Origin of the sequence: Pseudomonas sp. Seg1, assembly GCF_018326005.1 — a bacterium.
GTDB lineage: Bacteria > Pseudomonadota > Gammaproteobacteria > Pseudomonadales > Pseudomonadaceae > Aquipseudomonas.
Window position 1 is genome coordinate 5493553 of sequence record NZ_AP021903.1, and the last position, 20086, is coordinate 5513638.

Sequence of the window (20086 nt, forward strand, 5' to 3'; positions counted from 1 at the left end):
TGTCGGGGCGGGGCTTTTTTGCCCATACCGTGTTCGGCGCTGGTCGCAAACGCCACTCGGTCATGGCTATTTTGGAGATACAAAATGAACGATTTTACTCTGAATGCTGAAGTGCGTTCCGACCTGGGGAAAGGTGCGAGCCGCCGCCTGCGTCGTCTCGCCGCTCTGGTTCCAGCTGTTGTTTACGGTGGCGACAAAGCCCCTGAATCCATCAGCATGCTGGCCAAAGAAGTTGCCAAACTGCTCGAAAACGATGCTGCTTACAGCCACGTTATCGAACTGAACGTTGGCGGCACCAAGCAGAACGTCATCATCAAAGCTCTGCAACGTCACCCATCTAAAGGCCACGTGCTGCACGCTGACTTCGTACGCGTTGTAGCCGGTCAGAAACTGACCGCTATCGTGCCAGTTCACTTCGTCGGTGAAGAAGCTCCGATCAAGAAAGGCGGCGAAATCTCGCACGTCCTGAACGAAATCGAAGTGACCTGCCTGCCGAAAGATCTGCCTGAGTTCATCGAAGTCGACCTGTCGGCTCTGGAAATCGGCGCGATCGTTCACCTGTCCGACCTCAAAGCCCCTAAAGGCGTTGAGTTCGTTGCACTGGCTCACGGCGACGACAAAGCTGTTGCAAACGTACACGCTCCACGCGTTGCTCCAGAAGCTGAAGAAGGCGCTGCAGAGTAATTCACTCTGTATTGCCGGAGCTTGAGGAAACATCGCGGACCGAAACGTAGCGAGAAAGCGGGCGAGAACGCGGCGTTTACTCTTGAGTAAATGAAGTTTTTCGTCCACTTTCGCCGCACTCACTGACGGCGATGTTATCCACAACTCCAAAGGAAGGGCCCCTATCGTGACTGCCATCAAACTGATCGTTGGCCTGGGAAATCCAGGCGCCGAATACGACCAGACCCGGCATAACGCAGGGGCCCTTTTTGTTGAGCGCATCGCAGCTGCACAAGGTGTCAACCTTGTCGCCGATCGCAAATATTTCGGCCTGACCGGGCGCTACTCGCATCAAGGTCAGGATGTTCGTCTGCTGATTCCCACCACCTACATGAACCGCAGCGGCCAGGCCGTGGCGGCACTCGCCGGATTCTTCCGCATCAAGCCTGAAGAAATCCTGGTGGCGCATGACGAACTCGATCTGCCTCCGGGCGTCGCCAAGCTCAAGCAGGGCGGCGGCCATGGCGGTCACAACGGGTTGCGCGACATCATTGCGCAACTGGGCAATCAGAATACGTTCTACCGTCTGCGGCTTGGCATCGGCCACCCGGGCGTCGCCAGTATGGTTTCAAATTTCGTCCTGGGTCGTGCGCCACGCGCCGAACAGGAAAAACTCGATGCCAGCATCGACTTTGCCCTCGGCGTGCTGCCGGATATCCTCGCCGGTGAATGGAACCGCGCGATGAAAAACCTGCACAGCCAGAAGGCCTGACTCTTATCCGAGGGGAAACACCATGGGATTCAATTGCGGCATCGTCGGCCTGCCTAACGTCGGCAAGTCCACCCTGTTCAACGCCCTGACCAAATCCGGTATCGCGGCCGAGAACTTCCCCTTCTGCACCATCGAGCCGAACAGCGGCATCGTGCCGATGCCGGACCCGCGTCTGGAAGCCTTGGCGGCCATCGTCAATCCGAAGCGCATCCTGCCGACCACCATGGAATTCGTCGACATCGCGGGCCTCGTTGCCGGCGCCTCGAAAGGTGAAGGCCTGGGCAACAAGTTCCTCGCGAATATCCGTGAGACCGACGCCATCGCTCACGTGGTGCGCTGCTTCGAAGACGACAACGTGATCCACGTTTCCAACAGCGTCGACCCGAAACGCGACATTGAAATCATCGACCTGGAACTGATCTTCGCCGACCTCGACAGCTGCGAGAAGCAACTGCAGAAAGTCGCGCGTAACGCCAAGGGCGGTGACAAGGACGCAGTCGTTCAGAAAGCCCTGCTTGAGCAACTGATCGCGCACTTCACCGAAGCCAAGCCTGCACGCAGCCTGATGAAGAACATGAGCGCTGACGAAAAAGCAGTGATCAAGGGCTTCCACCTGCTGACCACCAAACCGGTCATGTACATCGCCAACGTCGCTGAAGACGGTTTCGAGAACAACCCGCACCTGGACGTGGTCAAGGCTATCGCCGAAGAAGAAGGCGCCATGGTCGTTCCGGTGTGCAACAAGATCGAAGCGGAAATCGCCGAGCTGGATGACGGCGAAGAGAAGGACATGTTCCTCGAGGCCCTGGGCCTGGAAGAGCCTGGCCTGAACCGCGTGATCCGCGCCGGCTACGAAATGCTGCACCTGCAGACCTACTTCACCGCCGGTGTCGAAGAAGTCCGCGCCTGGACCGTCAAAGTCGGTGCCACCGCACCTCAGGCTGCTGGCGTGATCCACACCGACTTCGAGAAAGGCTTCATCCGCGCCGAAGTGATCGCCTACAACGACTTCATCCAGTACAAGGGCGAAGCCGGTACCAAAGAAGCCGGTAAATGGCGTCTGGAAGGCAAGGACTACATCGTCAAAGACGGCGACGTGATGCACTTCCGTTTCAACGTGTAAGCGTTACGCCCAAGAAAAAGCCGCGTTTGATACGCGGCTTTTTTGTGCCTGAAATTTATGGCCCAACACATTTCCCTGTAGGAGTGAGCCTGCTCGCGATTGCGTTCTATCAGCTACAGATGTGCTGACTGACACACCGCTATCGCGAGCAGGCTCACTCCTACAGTTTTAATTGTGTGAGGTCAGGCCTTTTTGGTGCGCGGCAAGAAGATCGCCAACACGCCAAACAACGGCAGGAACGAGCAGAGGAAATACACATACTCAATCCCATGCACATCCGCCAGATGCCCGAGCAACGCCGCACCAATCCCGCCAAACCCGAACATCAAACCGAAGAACACCCCGGCAATCATCCCGACATTGCCCGGCACCAACTCCTGCGCATAAACCACAATCGCCGAGAACGCCGAGGCCAGAATGAAGCCGATCACCACGCTGAGGACGCTGGTCCAGAACAGATCGACGTGGGGCATCAGCAAGGTAAATGGCGCCACACCAAGGATCGAGAACCAGATCACCGCCTTACGCCCGATCTTGTCGCCGATCGGCCCGCCGAAGAACGTCCCCGCCGCCACCGCACCGAGAAACAGGAACAGGTGCAACTGCGAACTGGCCACCGACAGGTCGAACTTCTCGATCAGGTAAAAGGTGAAATAGCTGGTGAGGCTGGCCATGTAGAAATACTTCGAAAACACCAACAGCCCCAGCACCACCAGCGCACTGGTCACCCTGCCCTTCGACAAACCATGAGTCGCTGCCTGGCCGGCCTTGAGCTTGAACAGGTTGAGGTGATGGGCGTACCAGCGACTGATGCGGTACAGCACGAACAGCGCAAACACCGCGAACAAGCCAAACCACGCCACATTGCCCTGACCGAACGGAATGATGATCGCCGCCGCCAGCAACGGGCCGAACGCGGAACCTGCGTTACCGCCGACCTGGAACGTCGATTGCGCCAGACCAAAGCGTCCGCCCGAAGCCAGGCGCGCAATCCGCGAGGCCTCGGGGTGAAAGGTCGAGGAGCCGATACCGATCAGCGCCGCCGCCAGCAGAATCATAGGAAAGCTGCCGACCACCGACATCATCACGATGCCAATCAGCGTGCAAATCGAGCCTACCGGCAACAGCCACGGTTTCGGATGCCGGTCAGTGTGATAACCGACCCACGGCTGCAACAGCGACGCGGTCAGTTGAAAGGTCAAGGTGATCAGGCCGACTTGAGTAAAGCTCAGATCGTATTTGGCCTTGAGCATCGGGTAGATCGACGGCAACACCGACTGAATCAGGTCATTGATCAAATGCGCCAACGCCACGGCGCCGATGATACGCATCACCAATGGGCTGCTTTGCGGAGCAGCGGGCGCCGAGGCAGCGGCGGTCTGAACGTTGCTGGTAGACATGGAAGTTTCCGGACAACAGATGGGTGCACGCAGGCAGGTGCGCCAATGTGCCATTTTTCGGTGCGCCAGCGCCATCCCCTTAGCCAGCTAACTAACTGACTGATCGTCGACTGCAAAGTGATAGCTCAACGCCATGGTCTGAATCTTGCCTTGCTTCATCCCTTGAACGCGGGCGCCTTACAAAGGCAACCGACAATGGGAAGTTTCGCTACAGAGCCGGCCTACAGAGCGGGCGAGAGTGAACTTTCGAGGCCTTTTAGCAGGGCACAACATCAACGTCGAACGACCGCGATGCACGCCGATGGTGCGTGGTGTCCAGAGGAGTCATGGGGCATGCAGGCTTTCCTTTCACCGGGGATCAAATTGCTGGGGCGGTTTGGTTTCGCGCGTAAATTCCAGCTGTTGTTTCTGCTGTTTATCCTGCCATTGGCCGGCAGCCTGTTGATGATCGGCCAGGACTATCGCGACAAGCTCAATCTGATTTCCGGCGAACGTGCCGGCGTGCGGCAGTTGCTCGCCCTCGATGCGCTGGACAACCTGCTCGCCGCGCAACGCGACCGCGCCGCTCGCTGGCGTGCCACGGAAACCAATCGTCAGCCGACACCGGCCACGCTCGCCGCCATGGGTGCGTTCGACGCGGTACAACCGGCAGTGCTGCAAGCCACCACGGACTTGGGCAACGCGTTGAACCACGAAGGTGCCGAAGGCGAAACCCTGGCCCGCTATCAGGCGCTGCAAAGCGCACTCAACGGCCTGGACTCGAAAAACCTCAGCGGTGTCGGTTGGTGGCCGGATGGCTACGACCGCTTCACCAACGCCCTCAGCGCCCTGCAAGCGTTGCGCGAGCAGATCGTCATGGACAATCGCCTGACCCTCGCACCGTGGCTGGAAACCTATCTGCTGACGCAGATTTCCACGCAACACGCGCCAGACCTGATCGAACGCGTCGGCCGACTCGCTGCCGTAGGGCAAGCCTCGGTCGTCTCCGGCCAATTCACCTTGCAAAGCCGTTTGCAATTGCGCGACCTGCGCAGCCGCATCGGCGATGCCCGCGAGCAACTGGTCAAAACCGCCACGCTGCTCGAAGCGCGCCTGCCGAAAGACCAGCAGAGCTGGGCCAGCCAATACCACGACAGCCTGAAACACCTCGACAGCGGTTTGAAGGTCCTTGATGACGGCGTGTTCGGCGGCAGCATCAATCTCAAACCGGAAGACTTCGAACGCGGCCTCGACGCGTTGCTGAGCGACCTCGCCGCCCTACGCCAGCAATCGCTGGTGTCGCTGGATCAGCGACTCGACGCCTACCACAACTCGGCGATCCGCCAGTTCATCCTCGTCGCGGCAATCTTCGGCTGCCTGTTGCTCGCGGCGCTGTATCTGTTCATCTGCCTGCAAGCCTCGATCCGCCGCAGCGCCAGCGGCATTACAGTGCTTGCCGAAGCGTTGCGTGACGGCAATCTGAGCCTGCAAGTGCCGGTGGTGGGTCGCGACGAATTGGCGGCGATCAGCAACGCGCTCAACGTTGCCGTGGTGCAACTGCGCACAAGCATGCTTGGCGTCGATCACGAGACCTCGCAACTGAGCAACGCGGTGCGCAGCCTCAACGAGCACTCCAGCGGCGCTCTCGGCGAAGTTGAAGCGCAACAGTTGCAGATCAGCCAGATCGCCGCTGCCGCCACGCAATTGGCCGCCACCTCGCAAGGCGTGGCGCAAAGCTGCGAACAGGCCTCCGGCAGCGCTCAGCACACTCGGCGTATCGCCGCCGACAGTAGCCGCGACAGCCAGCGCACCACGGCGAGTATTCAGCAACTCAATCAGCGTTTGAACGACACCGCAGCGGCATTGGGCCGGGTCAGCGAGCAAGGCCAGCAGATTCAACTGGTGGTCGACACCATTCGCGGTGTCGCCGAACAGACCAACCTGCTCGCGCTCAACGCAGCGATTGAAGCGGCACGCGCCGGTGAGCAGGGTCGCGGCTTTGCTGTGGTGGCTGATGAGGTGCGCAGTCTGTCGCAACGCACACAATCGTCGACCGCGCAGATCGCCGGCACCGTCGACAGCTTGCGCGCCACGGTCAACGAAGCCGTGAGTTTGATGGAAGCCGCGTGCGGTCAGGCGCAAACCGATGCCGAGTCGGTCACCGGCCTCGGTGAGCGTTTGGGCGAAATCGCCAGCGCCGTGCAGAGCGTCACCGACACGTTGGCGCATATCGCTACGGCGGTTGAAGAACAGGCGAGCACCGCTGATGAAGTCAGCGGCAATATCCAGCAGGTCGATCAAGCCGCTGTGCGTTTGCTCGAAGGCGCACGTGCGGTAAACCTTGCAGCGGACACCCTGAGCCAGGGCAGCAAGGCGCTGAGTGACAACACCGCGCGCTTCCGCCTCAATTGATCACGGCCTCGGGGAAATCCGTTTCCAGTTCGGCCTTGAGCCATTGAATAAACCACGCCACGTCCGCCGAGAGTTCGGCGGACGGCGTGAGTACCCGATAGCTTTCCAGCTTCACCTGAGCGTCTACCGCGCGCACCAGTTTGCCGCTGGCGAGTTCATGGCGCACCAGCACCTCGTTGGCCAGCGCGATGCCTTGCCCGCTCTCGGCGACTGATAGCGCGTGGTCATTGTTGACGTAGAGCATGTCGGAATTGAGATGGATATCGAGGTCGTGGGCGGCGAACCACAGGTTCCACCATTCACCGTCATCGACGTGGATCAGTTCGTGTCCGACCAGATCGGCCGGACCGTTGATCGGTGCGATGCTGGCCAGATACGTCGGCGTGCAAATCGGAAAAACTCGCGGACAAATCAGCGCTTCCCGTGAGTCGGCATATTGCCCGTCGAGGCCGTAGACGATACCCAGATCCGCACTTTTGCCATCCACTTCGGTGAAGGTCGAATTCGGCTCGATCGCCAGTTTCAATCCCGGGCGCAGATGGCGCAGCGCTTCGATCCTAGGCATCAACCAGCGCTTGGCGAAACCCGGCACCACCATGATCCGCAACCAGCGCTCGGCGTCTTTAGGCCGGGCTTCCTTGCCGGCCTCGATGATCAACTGCAATGCGGCGCTGATCTTGCGGTGGTACTTCTCCCCCGCCGGCGTCAGGTTGACCCCGCGCGAGGTGCGCTCGAACAGTTGAATGCCCAACCAGTCCTCAAGCAATTTCACATGCCGGCCAATCGCAGGCTGGGTCACGTGCAGGGCTTTCGAGGCTTCGACATAGCTGCCCAACCGGGCTGCCGCATCAAAGGCACGCACCGCGTTGAGCGGCGGCAAACGGTGGTCGGGCATGATTCCTGGCACCTTCGGCTGTTAAATTAACTAACACCTGCCATGTTTAAATTGAAGTGTCGCGCCGCGCAACCCCTGGCTGATAATCGAGCCACAGCAGAACAAAAAAACAGCTGGTTTCACACCCGAACGCAATCTCGATCCTGCCCAAAAAAATAATATCCATGGCCCGACGGCGGCGCTTTTTCATAGCGAGTCGCAGGCGATGGGGGAATCGGAGGTAACGCATGAATGCCCTGCATTCGCTGCAAACGCTGGCGGTCTCGATCCGCTCAGTGCGCAAGGTTTACGGTGATCCGCACACAGGTCCGGTGGCGCTGAAAAGCATCGACCTGGACATCCGCGACAACGAATTCTTCACCCTTCTGGGCCCGTCCGGCTGCGGCAAGACCACGCTGCTGCGGATGATTGCCGGGTTCGAATTTCCCACTGAAGGCGAGATCCTGCTCTACGGCGAAAACATCGCTGATCGTCCGCCCTTCCAGCGCCCGGTCAACACGGTGTTCCAGCATTACGCGCTGTTCCCGCACATGACCATCGCCGAGAACCTCGCTTTCGGCCTCGAATCGCACCCGATGGGCAAAGTCATCACCAAAGCGCAGATCGCCGAGCGCGTCAGCGAGATGTTGGCGCTGGTGCAGATGGAACGTTTCGCCAATCGAAAACCGGCGCAACTGTCTGGCGGCCAACAACAACGTGTCGCCCTTGCCCGCGCCTTGGCGCCGCATCCGAAAGTGTTGCTGCTCGATGAACCGCTCTCCGCGCTCGATCTCAAGCTGCGTCAGGCCATGCGCGAAGAGTTGAAAACCATTCAGGCAAAAACCGGCATCACCTTCATCTTCGTCACCCACGACCAGGAGGAAGCGCTGACCATGTCCGATCGCATCGCCGTGTTGTCCGAAGGCGAAGTGCAGCAGGTCGGGCGGCCGGAGGACATCTACGAACGGCCGCGCAATCGCTTCGTCGCCGACTTCATAGGCGAAACCAATTTCATCGAAGGCACCGTCACTCGCGTGGAAGACGGTCAGGCGTGGTTCGCCGGGCCGGCGGGGCACCCATTGCCGGCGCAACCATGCAGCAATGTACAGGTCGGCGCCAACGTCACCTTGTCGGTACGTCCTGAACGCCTGCATCTGGTAGCGGCAACCACCGAGGCCGCATTGCCGTGCCGGATCGAGGCGCAGATCTACCTCGGCACCGACCTGCAATATCAGGTCAGCCTCAGCGACGGTTCGCGCCTCACCGTGCGTACGCCCAATTGCGTCGACCAGAGCCTGCGCTTTGCCGTCGGTTCTCAGGCCGGTCTGTTGTTCGACCGTGGAAGCGCCAGCGTCCTGCACGATTGAGCCGGAGGAATTGCCATGCACGCCTTACCGATTGCCAACACGCTGGAGCGCCGCAAAGCCTTCCAGAGTTTCCTCGGCGTCAGCCCGGCGCTGATCGCCATCGGCCTGTTTCTGCTGGTGCCGATTCTGATCGTCATCGGCTATTCGTTGATGGAGGCCAACCCCTACGGCGGGGTCAACAAAGTCTTCAGCAGTGACGCTTACACCTCGCTGCTGTTCGAGCGGCAACTGGACGACAGCCTCGCGTTTGCCGATTCGTATCTGATCATCGCCCTGCGCTCGATCGGCATTGCCGGACTGACCACGATCATCACGCTGCTGATCGGTTTTCCGGTGGCGGTGTGGCTGGCCATGCAGCCGGCGCATCGGCGTGGCTTGTTGATCTTTCTGATCACCGTGCCGTTCTGGGCCAACCTGTTGATCCGTACGTATGCGTGGATTTTGCTGCTGCGTAACACCGGAGTGATCAACAACAGCCTGATGGGCCAGGGCGTTATTCACGAACCGTTGCAGTTGCTCTACACCGACGGCGCGGTGCTGCTGGGGCTGGTTTACACCTACGCGCCGTTCGTGGTGCTGCCGATTTACGCGACGCTGGAAAAGATGGATATCCGCCTGCTCGAAGCGGCGCAGGATCTCTACGCCGGACGTGTGCGCACGTTACGCAAAGTGGTTTTGCCAATCGCCAAACCGGGGATTCTGGCCGGCGCCATCCTCACCTTTGTGCCGTGCCTGGGCGCGATGATCGCCCCGGAACTGCTCGGTGGCGGCACCCGAATGATGCTCGGCAACCTGATCTTCCGGCAGTTCAGCGATGCGCGTAACTGGCCGTTTGGCGCAGCGCTGTCGCTGGTGCTGATGGCCGCCGTGATGCTGGTGCTGACCGTGTATGCCCTGCGCGCCGAGCGCCAGCGCATCGCCAAAGGAGGTGCGTAATGCTCACGCTATTCAAACGCAAAGGGCTGGGTGTGCAGGACTTCCCCGGCTTCGGCGGCTTCAGTTTTCTGTTTTATCTGTACCTCTACGCACCGATCGTGGTGCTGGTGGTGTTCTCGTTCAACGCCAACCAATCGGCGACGGTGTGGACCGGGTTCAGCCTCGACTGGTATCGCGCCGCGTTCGCCAATCAGGCCTTGCGCCAGGCCGCCGGCAACAGCCTGTTGATCGCCGTCTGCGCCAGCATGATTGCCACGGCAATTGCCACCCTCGCCGCCCTCGGCACCTCGCGCGGGGCCAAGTTCAAGGGCCTGCAATTGTCGATGGGCGCGATCATGTTGCCGCTGGTGCTGCCGGAAATTGTCGTCGGTGTGGCGACGCTGGCGCTGTTCTCCACCATCGGTCTGTCGCTGGGTTACGGCAACCTGATCATCGCGCACACAGTGTTCTGCATTCCCTTCGCCTACCTGCCGATTCGGGCGCGGCTGAACGACATGGACCTGTCGCTGGAGCAAGCCTCGGCCGACCTCTACGCCGGCCCGTGGCGAACCTTTCGCAAAGTGACTTTGCCGCTGCTGATGCCGGGGATTTTCTCCGGGCTGATGCTGGCCTTTATCGTCTCGCTGGATAACTTCGTGATCTCGATGATGGTCTCGCAGGCCGGCACCACGACCCTGCCGATTTTCATTTTCGGCCTGCTACGCATGGGTGTGACACCCGACGTCAACGCCGTGTCGACGCTGATCCTCGGCGTCTCGGTGCTGTTCGTCAGCCTCTCTTATCTGTTGGGTAAAAAGAACGCCTGAACCTTCTACGACCTGTGGGGAAATAGCATGAGCAAGTGGATAAAAAGCGTCGGCACTTCGTTGTTCCTGACATTGCCGCTGAGCATGGCCGCGAGTGTTCAGGCCGCCGAGAAACTCAACGTGGTGAGCTGGAGCGGCTACTTTTCGCCGGAGATTCTCGCCAAGTTCCAGAAGCAGACCGGCATCGAAGTCACCGTCGATTCCTACGACTCCAACGAGACTTTGTTGGCGAAATTGAAACAGGGCGGCGCCGGTTATGACGTGGCGATTCCGTCGCACCAGTTCATCCCGATCCTGATCAAGGAAAACCTGCTGGAGCGCTTCGACCCGGTCAAAGAGCCCTACTACGCCAGCGTTGTGGATAACCTGAAAAAACCGAGTTGGGACCCGGAAGGCGCGTATTCGGTGCCGTTCATCTGGGGCACCACCAGCGTCGTGCTGGACTCCGCTCGCTACAAAGGCCCGGCCGACAGCTACAAGGTTTTGTATGAGCCGCCAGCCGAGTTGCAGGGGCGCATCAACATGTTCGATTCGGTCAGCGACATGGTCGACATGGCCAGCCTCTATTTGAACATTCCGCTGTGCAGCGAAGACCCAAAACAGATGCAGCAAGTGCTGACGCTGCTCAAGGCGCAGAAGCCGTTCGTGAAAACCTACAGCTCCAAGGCCGGTTCGATTCGCGAGAACCTCGCCTCCGGTGAAATCGACATGTCGATGTTCTGGGGCGGTTCGTCGATGCGCGCCCGCGAGATGAAACCGACGCTGAAATACCTCTACCCGAAAGAAGGTGTGCTGGCCTGGGTCGACAACATGGTCATCCCCACCGGCAGCAAGAATCCGGCGAATGCCAAGGCGTTCATCGCCTTCCTCAGCCAGCCGGAAAACTCGGCAATGACGCAGAACTTCCTCAAGCACCAGAGCCCGATCAAAGGCGTCGAACCGTTCCTCGATGCAGCGCTCAAGGATGCGCCGGAACTGCACATCCCCGAGGGCACCAACGTGGTGTTCAGCAAGACTTGCGGCGAAGGCGCGATCCGTCTCGCTGATCGTCTCTGGACCAACCTGATGCGTTGATCTCTATCGCCCCGTCACACTGGCGGGGCGTTTTTCCAGCCGTCTGAAAGGCCGCTTGCAATGAACGCTAACAACATCAGCGAACTGGTCCTGTTGCAGGCCCATGAACTCGCCGAACGCATCCGCCTGCGCCAGGTTTCCTGCCGGGAAGTGATGCAGACTTACCTTGCCCATATCGAACGTTTCAATCCGCTGGTGAATGCGCTGATCAGCCTGCAGTCACCGGAACATCTGCTGGCTCAGGCCGATGAGCGCGATGCCGAACTGGCGCGCGGCGAGTACCGTGGCTGGATGCATGGCTTGCCTCATGCGATCAAGGATCTTTCGCTGACTCAAGGCATTCGCACCACGCTGGGTTCGCCGCTGTACAAGGATTTTGTGCCCGAGCGCGACGGCATCATGGTCGAGCGAATCAAGACTGCCGGCGCAATCATTATCGGCAAGACCAACACCCCGGAATTCGGCCTCGGTTCGCAAAGCTACAACCCGTTGTTTGGTGCGACTGGCTGCGCTTTTGACCCGGGCAAAACCGCTGGTGGCAGTAGCGGTGGCGCGGCGGCCGCACTGGCGATGCATCTGGTGCCGGTGGCGGATGGCAGCGACATGATGGGTTCGCTGCGCAATCCGGCGGCGTTCAACAACATCTTTGGCTTTCGCCCGTCGCAGGGGCGCGTGCCTTTTGATGACAGTGCTGATCTGTTTTTCGATCAGTTGGGTTACGAAGGGCCGATGGCGCGCAGCGTGAGGGATGCGGCGTTGCTGCTGTCGGTGCAGGCTGGGGGCGATGCGCGGGCGCCGCTGTCCATTGCTGAATCCGGTGAGGCGTTTGCGGAGCCGTTGGAGCGGGATTTCAAAGGCACCCGGATGGGTTGGCTGGGGGATTTCAGCGGTTATCTGCCGATGGAGAGCGGCGTGCTGTCGCTGTGTCAGAAGACCTTTGCCGATTTTGAAAGCCTCGGCTGCCACGTTGAGTCGGTTGAGCCGGGCTTCGCGCCTGAGCGGCTGTGGAGCAGTTGGCGCACGTTGCGGCACTGGATGGTCGCCGGGTCTTTGGGCGCAACCTATGCCGATCCGCAGAAACGCGCGTTGTTGAAACCGGAAGCGATCTGGGAAGTGGAAAACGGTCTGAAGCTTTCGGCCAGCGAAGTGTTCGCCGCCTCGGTGGTGCGCAGTGATTGGTATCGGGCGATTTCCCGACTGTTCGAACGCTACGATTACCTGTTGCTGCCCAGCGCCCAGGTCTTCCCGTTCGATAAAACCCAGCCGTGGCCGATGTCGATTGAAGGCGTGGCGATGGACACGTATCACCGCTGGATGGAGGTGGTCATCCCCGGCACGTTATCCGGTTGCCCGGTGGCGAGCGTTCAGGCCGGCTTCAATGCACAGGGGTTGCCGATGGGGTTGCAGATCATCGGCCGGCATCAGGCGGACTTCGCGGTTCTGCAACTGGCGCACGCTTATGAGCAGGCCAGCCGCTGGTTCCAGCGCTGCCCTTCGCCCCTGCTGAGCCAGTAATTTTGATAAACGGTTGAAAGCGTAGAAAAAATTTTAAATTTACGCTTGACGCTTTTCCATTTCAGGGGAATAATGCGCGCCACTTGGCTACATAGCTCAGTTGGTTAGAGCATAGCATTCATAATGCTGGGGTCCGGGGTTCAAGTCCCTGTGTAGCCACCAAGTACTAAAAACGGCTTACCGAAAGGTAGGCCGTTTTTTTATGCCTCGAGAAAAGCCTCTTCAATCTGTTTGTCCAAGGTATTGGTGCACCTTGGTTCCGCGTTCTTTGGATTACTTCAAACTTCTTTTTCTTCGTCGCTCGTTTTGGTCGCTGCCTGTGCGATCAGGGCGTCGAGCATCTGCGCAATAACCTTCTGTTGAACCTTCGAAAGCTCATTGATCGACTGCAACCGTCGATACCACGTCGAGGTCAAACTGCGTCTGGGCTTCTCCGTGTACGAGGGCACCCCGAGCAGGTCTTCAACAGGCACGCGAAGCGCAAATGCCATCTTCACCAGCGTCGTGACCGGCATGCTGCGCGTGCCCTCCTCGTAGCCCTGAAAGGTCTGCCGGGAAAGACTTAAAGCCCGTGCAAACCGAGTCTGTGTGATCTCGTGCACGGTGCGTAAGTGAGCAATGCGACTGCCCATCGCCACCAGAAAATCGCGATCCTCATTGGAAATACTCATGACAATGGCCGACTGCAAATAGAGTTGAATGGCAACGAACTCATCCTTTTCATCTGAAATCCATCCTGGAAAAAACGATAGAAACCATCCTCAGGCAGCAGTGCGTAAGTTGTCGACCTGAAAATTCTGTAGGAGAAATGCAGACTGCCCCGCCATCCAAACCGAAAGACTACAAGCCCGGAATACCGCTGGTTCATCCGGATCAATCGCCCATCAACAGGTTGAGAGAGCGCCGTAGGAAACGGCTTCGATCCAGGTACGAATCGGATTTTTCGTAAATCCAGGCGCCTGAAACTCACCCCATCGGTTTGCCCGAAATCCCGACTGACCGACAAGCTTCCCTGGCTCGATTCACAGCCATACAGGGAGTTGTCATGGCTCGATTCAAATCTCTCTTCGATGAAGACTGGCCTTGGAAACGTCCGAGAAGGAACGGCTCATGGGCCGCTTGGAATCCGCCTCCCCCGCCGGAGCCGGTGTACATCGAAAAGGATGAATGGCCAACGCCCAGGCCCCGCGAAGATCAGGTGTTCGCCAAGTCCTGCACGCCGGGTAACTGGTGCCGAACGGACGCCGGCACGGTGCCCGAGTCCGCTGCCAACTTCGGCAAGATCATGGTCGCGGGTGCCATGCTCTTTCCCTCCGCCAGCACCGCTGTCGCGACCGCGATAGGTGCCGATCTGGCCTTGGGCCGCTTGGCCGGCGGCGGGATTCTGCAACAACGCCTCAACTGGGCCATTCACGGCGCTGCTGGGCCGGCCAGTGTGTTCGTCCTCGGGATGCTGCCGACCCGAATGGGCGACGGCACGCTGCACACCGATGACCAACTACGCAGCATGACCCGCGCCAGCACTCGCGTGCGCTTCCAGTTCCGGCGTGATGCCGAAGGCGCCATGCAGATTTACGGCATCCACTCCGGCGCCTCGGGCGATGACTCGGTGCGTACCGTCAAAGTCGAGTGGAACAGCGACAAGACCGCCATGGAGGCCAAGCTCAACGGCATCACGATTCTGTGGACGCCGCAACGCGGGCCACTGGGATCAATGCCGCCGCTGGTCTATCCCGAACACGCCGAGCAACTGAATACGATCCTTGTTCATCCGATTGCCGAGAACACGGACACCCAGATAGAAGGCCTGCCCGGCGAGGACATTACTGCCGAGGATTGTATTCTGGTGTTTCCGGCGGACACTGGGTTGAAGTCGCTGTATGTAGTGTTTTCGAGGCCGGCCAGACTGACGCCGGGTACGGTGACTGGGATTGGTGAGGATGTTCCGGGTATATGGCTTGCTGGAGCCGGAACGGGGATCGGTGCGCCGATTCCGACACGGATTGCGGACAGGCTGAGGGGGCGGGAGTTTTCAAGCTTTGATGCCTTCAGAAAGGCGTTTTGGACTGAGGTTGTGAATGATCCAGATTTGCGCAGCCAATTCATCCCGGACAATATTGAACGGATGCAGAATGGCAATGCGCCAAAGGCCCGCTACAGGGATTCCAATGGTTCAAAAGGCTCCTTTGAAATTCATCATGTCGATCCAATTTCAAAGGGCGGCGAGGTTTATCACGTAGACAATTTGCGGATCAACACGCCAAAAAACCACGCAGATATTCATCGGAAATAACTCAATGAAAAGCCGTCTTTCTGACTATACCGAAGCAGAGTTTCTAAGCTTTCTGCAAGAGATTCGAGCCGCCAACAAAAACGCTTCCGATGAAGTTCTCGACCCGCTGTTAACCCGCTTTTGCACCATCACTGAACATCCAGATGGAACGGACTTGATCTACTACCCAGAAGATGGGGCAGATAATTCCAACGAAGGAATCATTGAAACCGTGAAAAGGTGGCGCGCCGCGAATGGACTGCCTGGCTTCAAGCAGTGAATTTCCTGCCCACAGAAAAAATCGTGGCAAAAATATCCAGCTACACAGAAGCCGAGTTTATCTGTTTCATCGAAAAGATACGGACCGCCAATAAGAGTGGCTCAGACGCAGAGTTTGGTGAGTTGCTGGCACAGTTCAGGAAGGTTACTGCCCACCCGGATGGAACCGATTTAATTTTTTATCCCGAGCCAACAGCAGACAGCTCTGCCGAGGGCATCACCAAGACTGTAAAGGAATGGCGAGCCGCGCAGGGTTTACCAGGGTTCAGCGGTGGAAACACCTGAATGTAGTCAAGCTGACAGTGGATTATGCACACAGGCCGGGGGCTCACCCTATCCAGAGTCGGATCAAGGACAAGGTGACAATCTGAACGATCCATTTATCAAAAGCAGCTTCTCGGATTACACGGAACAAGAGTTCATTGAGCTGCTTGAGCGCATCATGGGAAACGGTGAAACCGAAAAGGAAGAAAGCAGACTCGTATTTCACTTCAATTCTATTTGCGGACATCCCGAAAGATCCGATTTGATTTTCTATCCGGCCGAAGATGCCGATGACTCTGCGAAAGGCATCACCGAAACCGTGAAAGAATGGCGTGCTGCGAATGGACTTCCGGGTTTCAAGCAATAGTTATCGAACGCAAAATATGCTCACTCCTTTTACCAAAAGCAGTATTTTCCGAGGCAGAGTTCGTCGCGCGGCTGGAAGAACTCGCCAAGGAAGATGAAGAAACTGAAAACGATGATCGTGCTGACATGCTGCTGTTGCACTTCTAGAAAATCAGCGAGCACCCAGCAGGTTCGGACCTGATCTACTATCGGAATCTGGAGCGGATAACTCCCCCCGAGGGTGTAACGCGAATTGTGAAAGACTGGCGAGCGGCGCAGGGGTCGCCAGGGTTCAAGGGTGCTTAACAACTCGCCGGATTATAGAGACGCGTCGCCCGATCAACAGCCCGGACCTGAGCAGGTTTCCTCGACTTCGAAAAATTACGGGTTAGCACGCCAAGAACTTACTTATTTTTTAGCGGGAGTAACAACTTGGCCAAGAAAATTTCTGACTGTAGGGAAGAGCAATTTATTTATCTGCTGCAGCAAATATTCATCTCAAACACAGACGGTACGTCAGAGACAGTGCTGGCGGATATGTTAGATAACTTCAGTGAACTGGCCGAACATCCCGCAGGCACTGACTTGATCTATTGGCCAGAGGATGAGGCGCAATGCTCCCCTGAAGGCATCACGGCGACAGTGAAAGAATGGCGCGTCGCGAATGGATTGCTTGGGTTTAAGCAATAATTGCTAATTTACACCTCGAGATAATCACCGAATTTGAGGCGAGGAGATAAAGCTCCTCACCTCAAGACTATGCCTGATCTACTCAGGTTTCTCTGTCGACAGGGCTAACAACCCCTTCGCCCAAATCTGCCGAGTCCGCAGCCCCACCATCGCCCGCCAATCCGGATCCGCCGGATAAAACTGCTCCAGCAGATTCAACTTGATCCCCCGCCCCGTCGCGTCCAGCGGATCGCCATGCAGATGCAACCAGTGGTCATCGCGTAAATGCCGATGCACCTCCGGCCCCGAATACGTTCCGCACTCGATCACGAACGGCATCAGTTGCACGTCGGGCAACGCATTGAGCAGCGCCTGCGAGGTGTAACCGGTAGCCGTCGCTGCCACTCCAGTTTCGCTCAGGGTGTCGGCGCCGGTGTGCAGGGTGTAGAGCCATGGGCCGTAGATCGCCTGGGCCTGCGCGAGTGCCGGGTAAGGCGCCTGGGTGATGGTCAGCAACATCGGATGACCGTACTCACCGGCGCCGGTGTGCAGGTCGAAACACATCACGGTTTCAGCGCCAGCCAGATGCGCTTCGATGATTTGATGCAACGTACGATTCGACCAGCTCGGCGCGCGGCCACCATAGAACAATCCATCGGGATGGCTGTGCTGACCGCCCTCGACAATCGACATCACCGCCGGCCAGCCATGCTCGTTGATCTGCGCATCGAGCAAGGCATCGGCGCGTTGTCGCTCGGGGCCGTTCAAGTCGCTGCACGCGTAGATTTCATGCAGTGCGGCGTAAGCGCGGTTTTCTGGGAGAGGCCCGGTGAAGTCGAGGTGATTGCGGTTGAGGTCGATGTTGTCTTCGTTCACCCGCCGCAGCCACGCCGTACCCCATGGGTTGATCAGGTGCACCATCACCACCGCGACATCCTTGGGCAGCGAACCGGGCTTGAAGGTTTTCAGCCATTCGATCTGACAGTCCGAGCCGTAATAGCCCTCGACTCCGTGCGTACCGCTGAGCGCAACCAGCCGACGCTTGGCCTGCGGATCGCCGAGCACGGCGACGTCGGTGCTCAGCGGTTCACCGAATGGCCCGCAGCGCGGATGCGCGTAGGAGGTGAGCGTGGCACCGGCGGCATTGGCGGCGGCCAGGAACTGTTCTCGTTGGTCGCGGTAGCTGGATTCGGTGGGGAACTCGCTGTGCATTCTTGGCCTCTTGTGATTTTTATGCCTTTGAACTGTAGGAGTGAGCCTGCTCGCGATCGCGCAATTACATTCAGCATCAATACTGACTGGTCCAGCGCTATCGCGAGCAGGCTCACTCCTACAAGGGGATGTTCGTAGTCAATCAATTGCCACCGACCCTACAGAAAACTCGCCAAGGCATGAAGGAGAAACATACCAGCGGTTTGCGTCCTACACAGTCGGTCGATAAAGTCCCTCAGACTTTTATCCCACGGACGGAGAGCCCGCGTGTTTTCAGCCTTGCCCTTGAGCCGCTTTCGCCTGCCAGCCCTGACGCTGATCATCAGCGCCCTGACCCTTACCGCGTGCAACGCCCCGCCCTCCTCGACCTTGCCACTGGCTCCGGAAGCGGCCTCCGGTTACCGCACCGATCTGCAAACCCGCCACGCCAGCAAACACATGGCCGCTGCTGCCAACCCGCTCGCCGCTGAAGCCGGACGCGAGATGCTGCGTCAGGGTGGTTCGGCGATTGATGCGGCGATTGCCATGCAAGCGGTGCTGACGCTGGTCGAGCCGCAATCTTCCGGGATCGGTGGCGGTGCGATGATCGTGCTGTGGGACGGCAAACAGGTGCGCACTTATGACGGTCGCGAAACCGCTCCGGCCGGCGCCACCGAGAAGCTGTTCCTGCAAGCTGACGGCCAACCGATGTCGTTCCCGCAGGCACAGATCGGCGGTCGTTCGGTCGGTACGCCGGGCGTGTTGCGTGCGCTGGAGATGGCGCATAAACAACATGGGCGACTGCCATGGGCGAAGCTGTTTGAGCCGGCAATCAAACTGTCCGAGCAAGGCTTTGCCATCTCCCCGCGTTTGCATTCGCTGCTGGAATCAGACCCGGTGATCCGCAAGTCGCCAGAGATGGCGAAATACTTCCTCAACGCCAATGGCAGCGTCAAAGCAATCGGCACGCGCCTGCAAAACCCGGCGCTGGCTGCGGTGCTCAAACGCATCGCCAACGAAGGCCCGGACGCGTTGTACAAAGGCCCGATTGCCGAGGAAATCGTCGCCAAGGTTCAGGGCCACGCCAACCCCGGCAGCCTTTCGCTGAATGATCTTCAAGGTTACAAAGCCAAAGAACGCGCACCGCTGTGCACCGATTACAAACGCTGGCAGGTTTGCGGCATGCCGCCACCGTCGTCGGGCGGGATCGCCGTGGCGCAGATCCTCGGCACCTTGCAGGCGCTGGAAACCCGCGATCCACGTCTTTCCCTGACACCGCTCAAACCGTTGAAAACCGATAAGCCGGCCGGCATCGAACCTGATCCGCAAGCCGTGCATCTGATCGCCGAAGCCGAACGTCTGGCCTACGCCGACCGCGCGCAATACGTCGCCGATACCGACTTCGTGCCCGTGCCGGTCAAAGGCCTGGTCGATCCGGGCTATCTCGCCAGCCGCGCCAGCCTGATCGGCGAACGCAGCATGGGCAGCGCCAAACCGGGCACACCGCCGGGCGTGCAAGTGGCCTACGCCCCGGACCGCTCGCCGCTGCGCATCTCCACCTCGCAAGTCGTCGCGGTGGATGACCTCGGCGGCGCTGTGTCGATGACCACCACCATCGAAGCCGCGTTCGGCTCGCACCTGATGGTTCAGGGCTTTCTGCTGAACAACCAGATGACCGACTTCTCGTTCATCCCCGAAGAGAACGGGCAGAAAGTCGCCAACCGCGTCGAACCGGGCAAACGCCCACGCTCGTCGATGGCGCCGACGCTGATCTTCGATCGCAACAGCGGCGAGTTCGTCGCAACGGTCGGTTCTCCCGGCGGTTCGCAGATCATCGAATACGTGGCGAAAACCACCGTCGGCCTGCTCGACTGGAACCTCGACCCGCAAAGCGCCATCAGCCTGCCCAACTTCGGCAGCCGCAACGGCCCGACCGAACTGGAACAAGGCCAGTTCAGCCCGGCACTGATTCAGGCGTTGAAGGACAAGGGCCACACGGTCAACGAAATCGACATGACCAGCGGCACCCAGGCGATCGTGCGGGTCAAGGATGCGCAGGGGAATGCGTCACTGGCCGGTGGCGCGGATCCACGGCGTGAAGGGGAAGCGTTGGGGGATTGAGTTTGCCCTTGGGGCAAGCTTTAC

The 20086-nt window shown here is 58.9% G+C and carries 20 protein-coding genes and 1 tRNA gene; 17 read left to right on the forward strand and 4 right to left on the reverse strand.

Annotated features, from left to right (window positions below):
* The first annotated feature begins 84 nt into the window (after positions 1-84).
* The 3 genes from KI231_RS24630 to ychF all read left to right on the forward strand — a co-directional run bounded on the left by KI231_RS24630 (position 85) and on the right by ychF (position 2558).
* A complete protein-coding gene (locus KI231_RS24630) occupies positions 85-684 on the forward strand; it encodes a 50S ribosomal protein L25/general stress protein Ctc (RefSeq protein WP_103306070.1) in 600 nt (199 codons plus the stop codon).
* A gap of 166 nt (positions 685-850) precedes the next feature.
* Positions 851-1435 (forward strand): aminoacyl-tRNA hydrolase, encoded by a 585-nt coding sequence (gene pth, locus KI231_RS24635; RefSeq protein WP_064589174.1) that lies wholly within the window; start codon positions 851-853, stop codon positions 1433-1435.
* A 22-nt stretch (positions 1436-1457) separates the two neighbouring features.
* Positions 1458-2558, forward strand: a complete 1101-nt coding sequence (gene ychF / locus KI231_RS24640; protein ID WP_103306068.1) for a redox-regulated ATPase YchF — start codon at positions 1458-1460, stop codon at positions 2556-2558.
* Between the two features lie 182 nt (positions 2559-2740).
* Here ychF and KI231_RS24645 read toward each other — a convergent pair whose 3' ends face one another.
* Positions 2741-3958, reverse strand: a complete 1218-nt coding sequence (locus KI231_RS24645; RefSeq protein WP_201236818.1) for an MFS transporter — start codon at positions 3956-3958, stop codon at positions 2741-2743.
* Between the two features lie 333 nt (positions 3959-4291).
* On the opposite strand from KI231_RS24645, the gene KI231_RS24650 reads away from it, so the two are divergent.
* A complete protein-coding gene (locus tag KI231_RS24650; protein ID WP_213026577.1) occupies positions 4292-6349 on the forward strand; it encodes a methyl-accepting chemotaxis protein in 2058 nt (685 codons plus the stop codon).
* On the opposite strand, the gene KI231_RS24655 is transcribed toward KI231_RS24650, so the two are convergent.
* Positions 6342-7244 carry a LysR substrate-binding domain-containing protein gene (locus KI231_RS24655; RefSeq protein ID WP_213026578.1) on the reverse strand — a complete coding sequence of 301 codons (903 nt, stop codon included), beginning with the start codon at positions 7242-7244 and terminating at the stop codon, positions 6342-6344. The two genes, KI231_RS24650 and KI231_RS24655, sit on opposite strands and share 8 nt — an antisense overlap.
* Positions 7245-7471: 227 nt before the next feature.
* Here KI231_RS24655 and KI231_RS24660 point away from each other — a divergent pair, with 227 nt between their 5' ends.
* The 6 genes from KI231_RS24660 to KI231_RS24685 all read left to right on the forward strand — a co-directional run bounded on the left by KI231_RS24660 (position 7472) and on the right by KI231_RS24685 (position 13083).
* Positions 7472-8590 (forward strand): ABC transporter ATP-binding protein, encoded by a 1119-nt coding sequence (locus tag KI231_RS24660; protein ID WP_213026579.1) that lies wholly within the window; start codon positions 7472-7474, stop codon positions 8588-8590.
* A 15-nt stretch (positions 8591-8605) separates the two neighbouring features.
* Positions 8606-9526 carry an ABC transporter permease gene (locus KI231_RS24665; RefSeq protein ID WP_213026580.1) on the forward strand — a complete coding sequence of 307 codons (921 nt, stop codon included), beginning with the start codon at positions 8606-8608 and terminating at the stop codon, positions 9524-9526.
* The gene (locus KI231_RS24670) at positions 9526-10332 is read left to right on the forward strand and encodes an ABC transporter permease (protein WP_103306062.1); all 807 of its coding nucleotides are present in this window, start codon (positions 9526-9528) and stop codon (positions 10330-10332) included. The genes KI231_RS24665 and KI231_RS24670 overlap by 1 nt, the downstream gene beginning before the upstream one ends.
* A 27-nt stretch (positions 10333-10359) precedes the next feature.
* Positions 10360-11406 carry an ABC transporter substrate-binding protein gene (locus KI231_RS24675; RefSeq protein WP_213026581.1) on the forward strand — a complete coding sequence of 349 codons (1047 nt, stop codon included), beginning with the start codon at positions 10360-10362 and terminating at the stop codon, positions 11404-11406.
* 60 nt (positions 11407-11466) lie between these two features.
* Entirely contained in the window at positions 11467-12921 is a 1455-nt protein-coding gene (locus KI231_RS24680) for an amidase (protein ID WP_213026582.1), read from the forward strand.
* 85 nt (positions 12922-13006) lie between these two features.
* Positions 13007-13083, forward strand: a tRNA-Met gene (locus KI231_RS24685).
* A 116-nt stretch (positions 13084-13199) separates the two neighbouring features.
* Here the strand turns inward: KI231_RS24685 and KI231_RS24690 are convergent.
* The gene (locus tag KI231_RS24690) at positions 13200-13592 is read right to left on the reverse strand and encodes a helix-turn-helix domain-containing protein (protein WP_249412071.1); all 393 of its coding nucleotides are present in this window, start codon (positions 13590-13592) and stop codon (positions 13200-13202) included.
* A gap of 374 nt (positions 13593-13966) precedes the next feature.
* Here KI231_RS24690 and KI231_RS24695 point away from each other — a divergent pair, with 374 nt between their 5' ends.
* From KI231_RS24695 to KI231_RS24720, 6 genes are all read left to right on the forward strand, one after another.
* A complete protein-coding gene (locus tag KI231_RS24695) occupies positions 13967-15214 on the forward strand; it encodes a pyocin-S2/colicin E7-DNase domain-containing protein (RefSeq protein WP_213026583.1) in 1248 nt (415 codons plus the stop codon).
* Between the two features lie 4 nt (positions 15215-15218).
* A complete protein-coding gene (locus KI231_RS24700; protein ID WP_103306058.1) occupies positions 15219-15473 on the forward strand; it encodes a bacteriocin immunity protein in 255 nt (84 codons plus the stop codon).
* A complete protein-coding gene (locus tag KI231_RS24705; RefSeq protein WP_249412072.1) occupies positions 15470-15757 on the forward strand; it encodes a bacteriocin immunity protein in 288 nt (95 codons plus the stop codon). The genes KI231_RS24700 and KI231_RS24705 overlap by 4 nt, the downstream gene beginning before the upstream one ends.
* On the forward strand, positions 15744-16103 hold the full coding sequence (locus KI231_RS24710; RefSeq protein WP_315446492.1) for a bacteriocin immunity protein: 360 nt from the start codon (positions 15744-15746) through the stop codon (positions 16101-16103). The genes KI231_RS24705 and KI231_RS24710 overlap by 14 nt, the downstream gene beginning before the upstream one ends.
* A gap of 149 nt (positions 16104-16252) precedes the next feature.
* Positions 16253-16387 carry a bacteriocin immunity protein gene (locus KI231_RS30200; protein ID WP_315446532.1) on the forward strand — a complete coding sequence of 45 codons (135 nt, stop codon included), beginning with the start codon at positions 16253-16255 and terminating at the stop codon, positions 16385-16387.
* A gap of 126 nt (positions 16388-16513) precedes the next feature.
* The gene (locus KI231_RS24720; RefSeq protein ID WP_213026584.1) at positions 16514-16771 is read left to right on the forward strand and encodes a bacteriocin immunity protein; all 258 of its coding nucleotides are present in this window, start codon (positions 16514-16516) and stop codon (positions 16769-16771) included.
* 78 nt (positions 16772-16849) lie between these two features.
* On the opposite strand, the gene KI231_RS24725 is transcribed toward KI231_RS24720, so the two are convergent.
* Positions 16850-17962 carry a DUF2817 domain-containing protein gene (locus tag KI231_RS24725; protein ID WP_213026585.1) on the reverse strand — a complete coding sequence of 371 codons (1113 nt, stop codon included), beginning with the start codon at positions 17960-17962 and terminating at the stop codon, positions 16850-16852.
* Between the two features lie 267 nt (positions 17963-18229).
* Here KI231_RS24725 and ggt point away from each other — a divergent pair, with 267 nt between their 5' ends.
* A complete protein-coding gene (gene ggt / locus KI231_RS24730; RefSeq protein WP_213026586.1) occupies positions 18230-20062 on the forward strand; it encodes a gamma-glutamyltransferase in 1833 nt (610 codons plus the stop codon).
* Positions 20063-20086: the final 24 nt, after the last annotated feature.